Below are 13,146 nucleotides of genomic sequence, written 5' to 3' on the forward strand. Positions count from 1 at the left end.
TTTGGGAGATTCTTCTTCGCAGGTGATAGGGTGGCCTAGCCGAATTATCGCGACACTAGCTTGTCGGGCGTTTCAGGCGCGCTGACGACTAATCCGGCTATTCCCAGCTTGCTCATGCCTCATCTTCGCCCCGCCGGGGTAACGTGCATCGTATTGGAGTTGCCCATCCCGAAACAGGCCATCCTGAAACAGGGCCTGAAACAGGGGGGTGGCCTACGCGGACACAACAGGAATGAGCCAGAGCTGATGAACAAGCCCGAGAGGAAGATTGAAAGCAGGGAATCGCACCAGATTCCGGAAGCGGCTGACAGCACATCGTCCAGCACCCGGCGAAAGTTGCGACGGCTGACGCGCGATGTTGGCGTGATGGGTATCGATTTTACGGTCGTGTTCGTCACCCTGTTTGCCGCACTCAACTTGTTTCCGATCGAGCCCTTCGGCCCGGTGCTCGGCTTCGTGCCCTTCACGCTGGCGTTTGCGGTTGTGGCGGTCGCGGTCTTTGCCCTGTCCGGCCTTTACAAGCGCAGCTGGCGGTTCGTGAACTTCACCCATTCCAGCTTCCTTGGCATGGTGATCCTAGGCGGGCTGGCGCTGGCATGGGTTCTGGCCGCTGCCATTCCCGCCGTGCGCGAACAGGCCGGCTTGCTGATCCCCGTGGCGGTGATCCAGTGGGCTTTTGCCACGCTGGGCATGCTCAGCGCCCGCATGATGCGCCGGGTGGAGCGCCAGTTTTTCGAGCGTCGCCGCCTGGTTGTGCGGCCAAAGCCGCTGTCGGCGGAGCGCAAGAAGGCCGTGCTGATCGGATCGTGGCAGTGGGCCCGCATCTCCATCGATATTGCGAACACCGATCAAAGTTCCTCCATGGAAATCCAGGGCGTGCTGCTGCCGCGGCAGGAAGATGCGCTGCTGCGTGTGGATGATATTCCCGTGCTGGGCAGCCAGTACGATCTGCCAGCCGTGCTGCGCCAGCTGGAGTTCGAGGACAATTCGCCAGACTACGTCGTGGTCTGCGATGATGGCACCTTCCTCAGCAATCGCGACGTAACGCGCATCATCCACACCTGCCGCGAGCGAAAGGTGGAGGTGCGCCGCGTGCGTGACCCGTGGGCGCAGCTGTTGCAGCAGGCATCGCCTGCCAACGCGCCGCGCCTGCCGATCGAGGATCTCCTGGGCCGCAGCGAATACAAGCGCGACAACAAGAGCGTGCTGCGCCAGATTGCAGGCCGCAGCATCCTGGTGACGGGCGCTGGCGGAACCATCGGTTCGGAACTCTGCCGCCAGATCGCGCAGATCAAGCCATCGCGGCTGGTGCTGCTCGATTCCAGCGAATACAATCTCTACCAGATCGATATGAGCCTGCGGGAGCTGTTCCCCGATCTTGAGATCGTGAGCGAAATTGCCAGCATCTGCGATGCCGCCGCCATCAATCGCGTGTTCGAGAACAACCGCCCCTCAATCGTGTTTCACGCCGCCGCGCTGAAGCATGTGCCCATCGTGGAGGCCAACCCCTGCGCCGGCGCGATGACCAATATCATCGGCACGCGCATCATCTCCAACGCGGTGTGCCTGTTTGGTGCCAAGGCGATGATCCAGGTTTCGACGGACAAGGCCGTGAACCCCATTGGCGTGATGGGAGCGACAAAGCGCGTGGGCGAGCTTTACTGCCAGGCGCTGGATATGTGCGGGGTGGATGATCCCGATGCGCCGCGCTTCATGACGGTGCGTTTCGGCAACGTGCTGGGCTCCAGCGGTTCCATCGTGCCCCTGTTCGAACGCCAGTTGCGCGAAGGCAAGCCGCTGACCGTGACGCATCCTGACATCGAACGCTTCTTCATGACCGTTCGCGAAGCCGTGCAGCTGATCCTGCAAAGCAGCTCCAGCGCGCTGGAATATGAAACGCAGCGCGGCTCCATCTTCGTTCTCGACATGGGTAACCCTGTGCGGATCGTGGATCTGGCTCGCCGCATGATCACGCTTTACGGGCTGGAGCCTGAGGAAGATGTGCCCATCGAATTCGTGGGTCTGCGTCCGGGTGAAAAGCTTTACGAAGAACTGTTCGACATTTGCGAGGAGCAGGTGGAATCGGGCATCGAAGGCATCTTCGAAGCGCGCTCACGCCCCATCCCGCTGCCGTTCATCACCATGGCCATCAACCTGATCGCAGAACGTGCCGACGCTGGCGAGGACGAGGGTATCATCAGGCTGGTACACGGACTGGCGCGATATCCGGCGAATGGTAATGACCATGACCTGTTGCAATATTCATCGGCCGCCGAACTCACCACGCTGTTCGAACGCGCCTATCGTGCAGAGACCGCCAATGACCGTTAATGCCGTTGCCAAACCGTCTACAAGGCGAGAGGTCCGTTCGGCCTGGCCCCGGTTCGAGGAGGATGAGCGTGAGGCAGTGGCCAACGTCCTCGTCACGGGCCGGGTGAACGCCCTTGTCCACGGCGGGGAGTGCGATGCCTTTGCCGCCGAATTCGCCGAATATCTGGGTGCCGATCAGGCCCTGTGCATGGCCAATGGCACGGTGACGCTGGAGATTGCACTGCGTGCGCTGGGCGTTGGGCCGGGTGACGAGGTGATCGTACCTGCGCGCAGCTTCTTCGCCACGGCCAGCTGCGTTGCCGCCGTGGGCGCATTGCCGGTGTTTGCCGATGTGCTGTCACCCTCGCAGAACATCGATCCCGAGTCTGTGGCACGCATGATCACGCCGCAGACCAGGGCGATCATCTGCGTCCATCTGGCGGGCCTGCCATGCGACATGCAGGCGCTGTGCGGCATAGCGCAGCGGCACGGATTGTTCCTGATAGAGGACTGCGCGCAGGCCCATGGCGCTGCGATTGACGGGCGCAAGGTCGGCACATTTGGCGATGCGGGATCATTCTCCTTCTGCACGGACAAGATCATGTCCACCGGCGGGGAGGGCGGTCTGCTGGTGATGCGCGATGCAGAGGCTCATCGGCGCGCATGGTCCCTGAAAGACCATGGCAAGAACCCGGAGAAACTGTCTGACGGAAAAGGCATTCCGGGGCAGTTCCGCTATATTCACGATAGCATGGGCAGCAATGCCCGGATGACGGAGATGCAGGCGGCCATCGGGCGGGTGCAATTGCGCAAGCTTCCCGATTGGCTGGAAACGCGCAATGCCAATGCGCAGGCCTTGTCCGAAGCCATGGCCGATCATCCGCTGCTGATGGTGCCGGAAGTCCCGGCGGACATCACCCATTCCTATTACAAATACTATCTGCTGCTGCGGCCGGAGATCGCCGATCCAGAGGCAAAGCGTGCGCAGATCATCGCGCATCTGATGGCCAATGGCATTCCCTGCGGCACGGGCTCATGCCCGGATATGAGCCAGGAACTAGGGCTGGAAGGGCTGGATTGCCGCCGTGACGGCACGCTTGCAAACGCCCACGAACTGGGCCGGCGCACGCTGATGCTGCTGGTCGATCATACTCTGGATGCAGACGACATGGCTCGAACCGCAGAGGTATTGTGGGAACTGACGTCTTGAAGTGATTTGCGATTTTCAAGTCCAGCCGCCCGGTATGGGCATGCAACGTGTTGGACTTGACATAATGGGAAAGTAAGTTTCCCTCTATACAGGGGCATGGCGGGGTTCGAACAGTATGCTGAACTTGCCATGACATGGTGCCGAGGGGCGATGCCGGGATGATCCGGATTTCGACTTTGCGGCTATTTGGAAGAATGAAAAGGGGTGCGACATGATTCGACGGACTAGAGACCTGATAAAGGCATTAACCTGCATGATGGGCTTTGCGCTGCTGGCCGCATGCTCATCCTCCCTGGCCGGCCTGCCATCCCTGGCAAGCGCCGAGACGATGGAATATCGCATGCAGCCGGGTGACGAGCTGCTGATCACCATTCAGGACGTTGAACAGGCCGATCGCTCCTACATCATCGACAGCAGCGGAATGATCTCGCTGCCGCTGTTGCAGGAAGTGAAGGTTTCGGGGCTGGGCCCGCGCGAAATCGAGGATGCGATTGCCAATGGCTATCGCTCTCGCGACCTCCTCACCAACCCGATCGTATCGGTACAGATGGGCACGCTGCGCCCGTTCTACGTGATCGGCGAAGTGAAGGGTCCGGGTGAAATTCCCTATCGCCAGGGCATGACTGTGCTGTCCGCGATCTCCGCTGCCGGTGGCTACACCTACCGCGCGCAGGAGGGCGAGGTTGAACTGGTCCGCACCATCGATGGCCGCGAGGTCCGTTCGCGGGCAACCGAAAACACGCTTATCATGCCGGGTGATCGTATCCGCGTTTACGAGAGATGGTTCTGATGCACATTCGCTCCCTTTGGTTTGTCAGCGCGGCGGCATGCGCCATCGCCGGTACGTCGGTCTCGGTTTCCGCACAGGAAATCGGATCGACGGCGGGCGGCGTTCTGGGTGACGATTCTGAATATCGCCATCAGCCGGTGCCCTTCGGCCCCTTCAACATCGAAGTGGGTGCAGAAGCGCAGCTGGAATATGACGACAATATCTTCGCCGAACCCACCGCGACCGAAAGCGATGTGATCGCCCGGTTCCGGCCCTATGCCGGTATCGAGCACAGGACGGGCGCACTCAGGACAACGCTGTCCACCAAGTTCGACCTGCGCCGTTATTTCGATTTCACCAGTGAAAACGCCACCGGCGCCAGCGCGCTGTTGACCAGTTCATACAGCCCGCAGGCTGGCGAAGCGTTCACGCTCACCGCGCTGGCAGATCGTGCAATCGAGGATCGCGGCGATCCCGAAGCGCGCGAGATCGAAGGCATCGGCCCGCGTATCTATCGCATCCTGGGCGGTTCTGCGGGCTATACCCGCCAGGGCTCCCGCTTTCTGGTAGAAGCCGTGGGCGATTATCGGAATGTCGATGCGCTGGCCATCATCGATGCGCAGCGTGATTACGAAACCTATTCGGGCCGCGTTACCGTGGGCTATCGATCCGGCGGGCCGTTCTACCTCACCGGTACAGGCTATTACACGCGGCGCAATTTCCGCCTGCGTGAACCGATCACCAATATCGATCGTGACACCTCCACCGTCGGCGCATTGGCGGGCATTCGTTTCGACGATGGCGGCCTGATCGAAGGGCGCGTTGGCGCGGGTATTTTCAAGCTCAGCACGGACGATCCGCTGCGCGACGGGCGCACGGGTTTCTCCCTGCAAGGCCAGCTGGCCTATCGTCCCACGCAGCGTACCGCCGTCAGGCTCAACCTGTTCAACGGGGACGTTGCCTCGTTCCGTTCCGGTGGTTCAACCCGGACCGAGACCAACATCGGCCTGTTCGTGGAGCAGGAGATCCGGCACAATTTCCTCGGCTCTGCCGGTGTGGAATTTGAACGCTACAACTTCTCCGGCAGCAATTCGCCAACGCAGCAGCGCTGGCGCGCCACCACGGGCCTTGAATATCTGATTAACCGCCGCCTGTCGGTGTTTGGCCGGGTCAGCTACAGCGATCGCAGCAGCGATGGCCCGCTGGAAGGATACAGCCGCTTCCGTGCAGGGGCGGGCGTGAGAGTGCGCCTCTAGTCACACGGGCTTGTCCCAAGGGCTGGTCACAAGGCTTGTCACAGGGGCTTGAGTTACAAGGAATTCGGCGCCGTGTCCGCAGGGGCCCGGCGCCGAAAGCGCAATTGGCCATCGCATGTATCAAAATGGGCTACCCTATATAAGTAGCCCGACATACCGATGATAAAGTGCCAAGACACGCGCGATCTGCGAAATGCAGGATCTAGGAAACCTATGAAGGAGTCGCTTCTGCAAGGGGCGACAACGGGCTGAAAATCGCATGGCGAATCTGGTAGAAGTCAACAATTTCGGTAACAATCTGCCGGCAGAGCGGCGGCTGCCGTGGACGTATCGTCCGGAGGCCGTGGCCCATCACAACCTGTCGCTGCGCGATTTCGTGCGGCTGCTGGAACGCCACAAGCGCATGATCCTGCTGGTGATTGCGGCGATTACCCTGCCGGTTCTCGTCTACCAGCTGATGTCGCCCAACCTCTATAGCTCGTCTGCCCATGTGCAGGTGCAGCTGATTGACGAAGTGGGCACCAACCAGGCCGACGTCAGCAATCGCAACGAAGTCCGCGTTTCCAACGCGGTGCGCCTCAATCGCTCGCGCTCCTCGGCAGAGGCCGTGATCCAGGATCTTGATTTGCTGAACGATCCGGAATTTCGCACGGAAATGGGCCAGGTGACAGGGGACGAACCGGCGCAGATGCACCGCGCGATCAACACGTTGCTGAACATGCTTTCCGTCACCAGTGAGCCGAATTCCGACCTTATCCAGGTCACCATCACCAGCAAATCGCCAGAACTTTCTGCGCGGATCGCGAACCAGTATCCCGACAGCGTCAGCAATGTGCGCAAGGGGCAGAGCACGCAGCGCCGTGAAGAATTGCTGGCATCGCTGGTGGCAGAACGGGCCGATCGCGAAGAAGCCGCGCGCTCCGCATCCAATGAGCTGGCGGAATTCCGCCGCGATGCGCGCATGCCATTTGGCCTAGGCACGACTGAAAACCTGTCTCACATGAACCAGCTTGCTGCCGAAGCGGCTTCGGCCAGCGCCAACAGCGCGGGCTCTTCCTCGCGCAGTGCGGTTATCGGCAATGCAGCCGGTTTGCGCAGCACGGCGCAGGCAACCTCTGCCGCCGTTCAGCAGCTGGAGCGGCAACAGGCAACGCTGATCGCCGAAAGGGCGCGCTATGGCGCCACGCTCGGCTCCGGCCATCCGGATATGGTTCGCGTTACCAATGAACTCGCCACCGTGGAGAGCGAGCTTGCCCGCCAACGCGCCGATGCGCAGGCCGCGGCGCAGGCCGTTGCCAATGCCGAAGCTGCACAGATGCGCGAAATGGCACGCAGCCAGGCCGCGCAGGACGCCGCCCGTGCCAGCCGCCTGCAGGGCGCGCTTTCATCGGTGCGATCGCAGGCTTTCCAGAACAACGAAAACTCCGTGAAACTGGCCGAGCTGGAGCGTAACGATCAGCTTGCCAACATGGCCTTTGCATCCATTGTTGAACGTATCGAGCAGGTGCGTGCGCAGATGCAGCTGGAAGGCGTGAACACCACCGTGGTTTCGCCCGCGGTCGCCAATTATGACCGTGTTGCACCGGCGCCTGCGAAGATGACGCTGGTCGCCTTCCTCGGTTCTGCCGTGCTGGCAGTGATGATGGCCCTGGGCCTGGACCTGGCCGATGGCCGCCTGCGCACCTCTGCCCACGTGGCCCGCCACTTCGGCCTGCCGACGCTGGGCATGCTGCCCCGTATCGAGGCAGGGTTGTCGGAAGAGATCAACGAAAGCCCGGTTCTGCAGGATCCGCATTCGCTGTTTGCTGAGGCTGCTCGCTCCACCTATTCCGAAATGCGCGCGCTGCGCCAGGATGGCGGTTCGCAATCGGTGCTGATCACCAGCCCGCTGCCCAACGATGGCAAATCCACCGTATCGCTGACGCTGGCTGCCGCCGCCAAGGTGATGGGGCAGAGCGTGGTTCTGGTTGACCTTGATCTGCGCGTGAAGGGTCTGCTAAAAGACGTGCAGCGTAACCTCGATACGCCGGATATCGTGGACGTGCTGACGGGCCGCGCCAGCGTGGATGACTTGTTGCAGGATCCGGAGGTCAAGCCGATGCTGGATACGCCGGAAGGCCTTGGCCCCGAAGAGATCGAAAACGCCTTTGCCGTGGATACCGGGCGTATCGTGATCCTGAGTGCGAAGCAGCCGGTGGAAAATCCGGCGGCCCTGCTCAACGCGCAAAGCCTGCGCCTGCTGCTGGCCGACCTGAAAAAGCATTTCGACCTGTTGATCATCAACGCACCTGCCGCGCTGGCCGTGCGCGATGCCCGCGCCATGTGCGATTTTACCGATCATACGCTGGTGGTATCCCGCTGGGGCCGCACCACGATCGAGCAGATGAGCGCGACGCTGGAAACGCTTTCCGGCCGTGCTGACGGGGTGGTGTTCGACCATGTCGATTATGCCGAGCATGCCCGCCGCCAGTATGGCGACTCCATCCAGTTCTATGTCGATGCCTCGGATTACTATTCCGACGATTACTCATCGCCATCGATCAAGGAGCGGATTATGCGGATCTTCCGCGGCAAGCGCGCCCGTCAGGATGAATACGCTTAAGCCGCGTCAGATCCCGATCATGTTTTCACGCTTCGTTGCCCTCGTCCTGCTGATCCTGGCGCTGCCCATTCTTGCCGTGCTGGCTGTACTGGTCGCTCTGTCGATGGGCAGGCCGGTGATGTTCCGCCAGACCCGATCGGGCAAGGGCGGGGAGGGGTTCACCCTGGTGAAATTCCGCAGCATGAACGATGCGCGCGATGCACGGGGCGAGCTTTTGCCCGATGAAGAGCGGACCGGCGCGGTGGGCACTCTGCTGCGCCGTTCGCGGCTGGATGAGCTGCCCGGCCTGTGGAACGTGGTGAGCGGGGACATGAACTTCGTCGGCCCGCGCCCGCTGCTGCCGCCGACAATTGCCGAAAAGGGCGAAGTGGGCCGCCGCCGCGGCGCGGTGAAGCCTGGCCTTACGGGCTGGGCGCAGGTCAATGGCAACACGCTGCTCTCGCTGGACGAGAAGATGGCGCTGGACCTGTGGTATATCGAAAACCGCAGCATGGCGCTGGACCTGCGGATCATCATGCGCACGCTGCTGGTAATGGTGGGCGGCGAGCGGCGCACGCCAACCGTGGTTGGCAACGCCAAAAACTAGGTAATAACCGGCTGATAGCTAGCCGAACTGGCGCAGTATCCCGGCCAGTTCATCCAGAGAACCGATATACTGTTCAGCCGCATGATCAGGCGATTTCGGGATGGGTGAATGCACGCCGCCCTCCCGCTCTATCTGCACCGTGCGCCAGCCCAGCGCACGCGGAGCGATAAAGTCCTTCGCCGGATTATCGGCGATGTAGACATGCTCTGGCCCCGGCTCGCCAGACCACGCCATCACGTTCTCAAACGCGCGCGGATGGGGCTTGCCCATGCCCTGCGGCAGTTCGCCGGTGGGGATGATGAGGCCGAAGAGATCGCCAAAGCCAAGCGCGGCGATTTTCGATCGCTGCATCGCGGCAGGGCCATCGGTGATGATCGCGCGGGGCCTGCTGTCAGCGGCCAGAAAACGCATCGTATCAGGGCAGGGGGCGATCTGCGGCGGATGCAGGCGATACACCTCCACCAGAGCGGCGATCGCCTCGGCATCGGCGGGCAGGCCGAACTGATCCAGCGCGCGGTTGAATATCTCTCCGCGCACGCCCTGCTGGTAAAGGGACTGGCACGTACCCGGCGACACCTTGTCGCCATGCGTTGCCTGCAGATGCGCCTCCACCGCGGCAAAGCCGCTGAAGGCGAAGTCCCGTTCCAGATAGAGCGTATCGTCCAGGTCGAAAACCAGGACGCTGGGCCCCTTGCCGTCAGACGAAGACGGCATTGTCATAGCGCAGCATCGTCACCCCGTCGCGCCAGTCGGCACAATTCACCAGCGGTTCGCCCATGGCTTGGCGCAGCACGTTTTCTGCAAAATGGCCGCCGGCCTGGTCTGCCAGTGGATAGCCGCCGCCGAAACGGGCGTTGATCTCTATCACCCGCGGGCCAAGCACGGGATCGTCAAAAACCTGGAAACACAGAACCCCGCGCGCACCGGGCATGGCGGCGGCAAGATTGCGAGCAATCGCCTCGAAATCATCGCGGCGCACCGTGCGGCCCTTTTCCACCTCGCCCGCGCGGATGGATATGCGCAAATGCGGGATCGCGGCCTGCATCACGCCGTCTTCATCCACGAACAGGTTGATGGTGTATTCATCGCCGCGCAGCAGTTCCTGCACCAGCATCGGTTCGTCAAATTCGCGGTCGAGCGCCTTGATATCCTGCACCAGCTCCACCCCGCGGCTGGCGCTGCCCGATACGGGTTTCACGAAAAGCGGCCAGTCCCAGCCCGCGGGATCGCGGCGGAAATCTTCCAGCCGGGCAGTGCGGGGCACCGGCACGCCGGCCTCTGCCAGAACGTCCATCGTGCGCTTCTTGTCCCGCACGATATCGATCACCTGCGGGGAGGATACGTGGACGTATGTGCCCTGCGCGGAAAAGTCCGGCCGCGCGTCGGCCAGCGGTTGCAGCTCTGTATCGATGGTGGGCACGATCAGCCCGATGCCGTTTTCGCGCGTGTATTTGCGCAGCAGGGGGATGTAGCCATCATCGGTGCAGCGCGGCGCGGCGAAGCTGGCGTCTGCCAATGCGCAGGCGGCGCTGAGATCGGGGTTCAGGTCGCAGGCGTGGATTTCCAGCGCCACGCCCATGCGCTTTGCAGATGCGCGAAAGCATTCGAGCAGCCCTGCACGGCGACCGGCGGAGGTCACCAGCATCTTCAGTTCGCGGGTTGTCATGCGGCGGTTTCCTTCGTGTTCCGCGTGGGCTCATGCGGTATTTGTGCGTGCGGTGCCAGAGCTTCAGCCAAGGCCGCGTCCCATTGGCGCAAAACGCGCTGAGAAGAGAAAGCGGCGATATCTTGTGCGGCCTGTTTGCCGAGCCGTTCCCGCAAGGCAGGATCAACGATGCATTCGCGCATGGCATCGGCCAGCGCGGCGGGATCTTCCGGCGGCACCAGCAGGCCGGACTGGCCGTGATCGATCATTTCTTCAGGCCCGAAATCGCAGCGCGTGGATATCGCCGGAAGGCCCGCCGCCATCGCTTCGCCCAGCACATTGGGGAAGCCTTCATAGCGGGATGACAGCACGAACAGCTCTGCATTCTGTACCCAGCCGCCGGGCGCGGGGCTGTTGCCCATCAGTTGCACCTGATCGTTCAGCCCAAGCCGCGCGGCCTGCGCTTCCAGATCGGCGCGCTGCGGCCCTTCGCCGAAAATTTCAAGCCGCCAGCCTGCCGCCGCCGGCCCGATTCTGGCAAAGGCATCCAGCAGCACGTCGAAACCCTTTTGCTCGGTCAGCCGGCCAACCGCCACGATGCGCGGTGGATCGGCGGGTTGGCGCGTTTGCTGCCAGCCGCTGATCGGGTTGGGGATCACGCGCAGGCGATCGTGAACCTCTGGAGAGAAGCAGCGCTTAACCGCCTCTGTCTGGCAGATGATGAGTGTTGCGCGGCGATAGGCATGGGCCAGCATCATGTTCCACGCGGGGTGTTTCGCCTGCTTTTCCGGGTTGTTGCGTTCACAGCAGACGACCGGGATCGAAAGGCCCCTGGTGGCGATCAGCGCCAGCAGATTGTTCTTGGTGAGGAAGGATACCACCACATCGGGGCGCGACGATTTCAGCAAAGCCCTGAGGTTGCGCAGATTACCCAGCTTGGACAATTTGCGCGAAAGCTTGCCGCCCGATCTGCTGCCCAGCTGGTGCCGCACGATCTCGGGGCCGAAGTGATGAAATTCAGGGTCGCCCGGCGCATCGAAGCTGGCGATTTCAACCGCCACGCCGCGCGCGTGCCAATGGTCCGCGATCAGGGAGATCACCCGCTCCGCGCCGCCTGCACCAAGCCCGGAGATGACGAACATCACCTTGGGCCTTCCGCTGGGCGCTTGCTGGTTGCTGATCTTGGTCACGGCGCGCTGCACCCCTTTCGGATAATGGATCGGCCAGTTCGTAATCGAGAGAGCTTTTCTGCGATGCCGAGGCACCGCTGGCAGGTGTCAGCTTGCCTTTAACCACACAAGATTAACGGCCAACTGCCACATATTTGATGCCGAGCATTTCTATTTCCTCGCGGTCATAGATGTTCCGCAGGTCCACCACGATCATACCCTTCAGCTTGGACTGCACCTTGGCAAGATCCAGCGCACGGAATTCGTCCCACTCGGTGACGATGGCCAGCGCCTCTGCCTCTTCCATGGCGGCGTAGGGGTCATCGAAATAGACGACATCTTCCAGCACTTCACGCGCGTTTTCCGCGCCCGCCGGATCATAGGCGTGCACCACCGCGCCTGCATCCTGCAAGGTCTGCACGATGCCGATGGCAGGGCTGTCGCGCATGTCATCGGTGTTGGGCTTGAAGGTCAGGCCCAGCACAGTCACGATCTTGCCGCGCACATCGTGGCCGATGGCCTGGATCACCTTGCGGCCCATGGCGCGTTTGCGCTTTTCATTGCTGCGCACCACGGCATCCACGATATCCTGCGGAGCCTCAAAATCCTGCGCGGTTTTCAGCAGGGCCAGCGTATCCTTGGGGAAGCAGCTGCCGCCATAGCCGGGGCCTGCGTGCAGGAACTTGTTGCCGATGCGGTTATCCATCCCGATCCCGCGCGCCACGTGCTGCACATTGGCACCTGTCTTCTCGCACAGATCGGCGATTTCATTGATGAAGGTGATCTTGGTGGCCAGGAATGCATTGCCGGCATATTTGGTCAGCTCGGCAGAGCGGCGATCCATTTCCAGAATGGGGGACTTGTTCAGGCTGAGCGGGCGATACGCCTCTCGCATTACGGCCAGCGCACGCTCATCCTCGCTGCCCACGACGATGCGATCGGGCCGCTTGAAATCCTCGATAGCGGCGCCCTCGCGCAGGAATTCCGGATTGGAAACCACGGCAAAATCGCCATCGGGCCGGGTGCTTTGAATGATGCGCTCCACCTCGTCTCCCGTGCCCACGGGAACGGTGGACTTGGTAACCACGACGGTGAACCCGTCTATGGAGCGGGCAATATCCTCTGCCGCAGCGGCGACGAAGCTCAAATCCGCATGGCCATCGCCCCGGCGAGAGGGGGTGCCAACCGCGATGAAGACGATGTCGGCTCGCGCCACAGCCGGGCCAAGATCCGTGGTGAAGGACAGGCGGCCCGCCTTGGCATTGCGGGCGATCAGGTCGGCAAGGCCGGGCTCGTAAATCGGCACCTGGCCGTTTTGCAGAGCGCTGATTTTCGCTTCGTCCAGATCCACGCACACGGTGTCGTGGCCGAAATCGGCAAAGCATGCTCCTGACACCAGGCCGACATAGCCTGAACCGATCATCGTGATTTTCATGACAATTCCAATTCGCTGGATGCAGCGTGATGGCCGCAGGTGGCAATCTTGGCGCAGATCGCCTGCCGGTATCAATTGCCCATTCGGATGATTTTTCAATCCGATGGATAGGCTGGCACCGGCAACCTTGCCGTGTCAGGGGCGCGTTTGCCCCATGACATGCA

Annotated in this window: 10 protein-coding genes; 6 read left to right on the top strand and 4 right to left on the bottom strand. The window is 61.8% G+C overall.

Annotation, left to right across the window (positions count from 1 at the left end):
- The first annotated feature begins 246 nt into the window (after positions 1 to 246).
- The 6 genes from GRF63_RS06650 to GRF63_RS06675 all read left to right on the top strand — a co-directional run bounded on the left by GRF63_RS06650 (position 247) and on the right by GRF63_RS06675 (position 8,733).
- A complete protein-coding gene (locus GRF63_RS06650; protein ID WP_160485139.1) occupies positions 247 to 2,331 on the top strand; it encodes a polysaccharide biosynthesis protein in 2,085 nt (694 codons plus the stop codon).
- Positions 2,321 to 3,520 carry a DegT/DnrJ/EryC1/StrS family aminotransferase gene (locus tag GRF63_RS06655; RefSeq protein ID WP_160485140.1) on the top strand — a complete coding sequence of 400 codons (1,200 nt, stop codon included), beginning with the start codon at positions 2,321 to 2,323 and terminating at the stop codon, positions 3,518 to 3,520. Before GRF63_RS06650 ends, GRF63_RS06655 begins: the two co-directional genes overlap by 11 nt.
- Before the next feature lie 253 nt (positions 3,521 to 3,773).
- Positions 3,774 to 4,310 carry a polysaccharide biosynthesis/export family protein gene (locus GRF63_RS06660; RefSeq protein WP_160485141.1) on the top strand — a complete coding sequence of 179 codons (537 nt, stop codon included), beginning with the start codon at positions 3,774 to 3,776 and terminating at the stop codon, positions 4,308 to 4,310.
- On the top strand, positions 4,310 to 5,545 hold the full coding sequence (locus GRF63_RS06665; RefSeq protein ID WP_160485142.1) for an outer membrane beta-barrel protein: 1,236 nt from the start codon (positions 4,310 to 4,312) through the stop codon (positions 5,543 to 5,545). Before GRF63_RS06660 ends, GRF63_RS06665 begins: the two co-directional genes overlap by 1 nt.
- Positions 5,546 to 5,804: 259 nt before the next feature.
- Positions 5,805 to 8,147, top strand: coding sequence for a GumC family protein (locus tag GRF63_RS06670; protein ID WP_160485143.1), 2,343 nt, complete (start codon positions 5,805 to 5,807; stop codon positions 8,145 to 8,147).
- Positions 8,134 to 8,733, top strand: coding sequence for a sugar transferase (locus GRF63_RS06675; RefSeq protein ID WP_160485144.1), 600 nt, complete (start codon positions 8,134 to 8,136; stop codon positions 8,731 to 8,733). Before GRF63_RS06670 ends, GRF63_RS06675 begins: the two co-directional genes overlap by 14 nt.
- A gap of 18 nt (positions 8,734 to 8,751) precedes the next feature.
- Here the strand turns inward: GRF63_RS06675 and GRF63_RS06680 are convergent, their stop codons facing one another.
- The 4 genes from GRF63_RS06680 to GRF63_RS06695 form a co-directional block, all read right to left on the bottom strand.
- Positions 8,752 to 9,447: an HAD family hydrolase gene (locus GRF63_RS06680; protein WP_160485145.1), complete on the bottom strand. Its 696-nt coding sequence runs from the start codon at positions 9,445 to 9,447 to the stop codon at positions 8,752 to 8,754.
- Positions 9,431 to 10,399, bottom strand: coding sequence for an ATP-grasp domain-containing protein (locus tag GRF63_RS06685; RefSeq protein ID WP_237392313.1), 969 nt, complete (start codon positions 10,397 to 10,399; stop codon positions 9,431 to 9,433). The genes GRF63_RS06680 and GRF63_RS06685 overlap by 17 nt, the downstream gene beginning before the upstream one ends.
- Positions 10,396 to 11,568: a glycosyltransferase gene (locus GRF63_RS06690; protein WP_160485146.1), complete on the bottom strand. Its 1,173-nt coding sequence runs from the start codon at positions 11,566 to 11,568 to the stop codon at positions 10,396 to 10,398. The genes GRF63_RS06685 and GRF63_RS06690 overlap by 4 nt, the downstream gene beginning before the upstream one ends.
- A gap of 112 nt (positions 11,569 to 11,680) precedes the next feature.
- Positions 11,681 to 12,982, bottom strand: coding sequence for a UDP-glucose dehydrogenase family protein (locus tag GRF63_RS06695; protein ID WP_160485147.1), 1,302 nt, complete (start codon positions 12,980 to 12,982; stop codon positions 11,681 to 11,683).
- Positions 12,983 to 13,146: the final 164 nt, after the last annotated feature.

The organism is Aurantiacibacter rhizosphaerae (assembly GCF_009807005.1).
Taxonomy (GTDB): domain Bacteria; phylum Pseudomonadota; class Alphaproteobacteria; order Sphingomonadales; family Sphingomonadaceae; genus Alteraurantiacibacter; species Alteraurantiacibacter rhizosphaerae.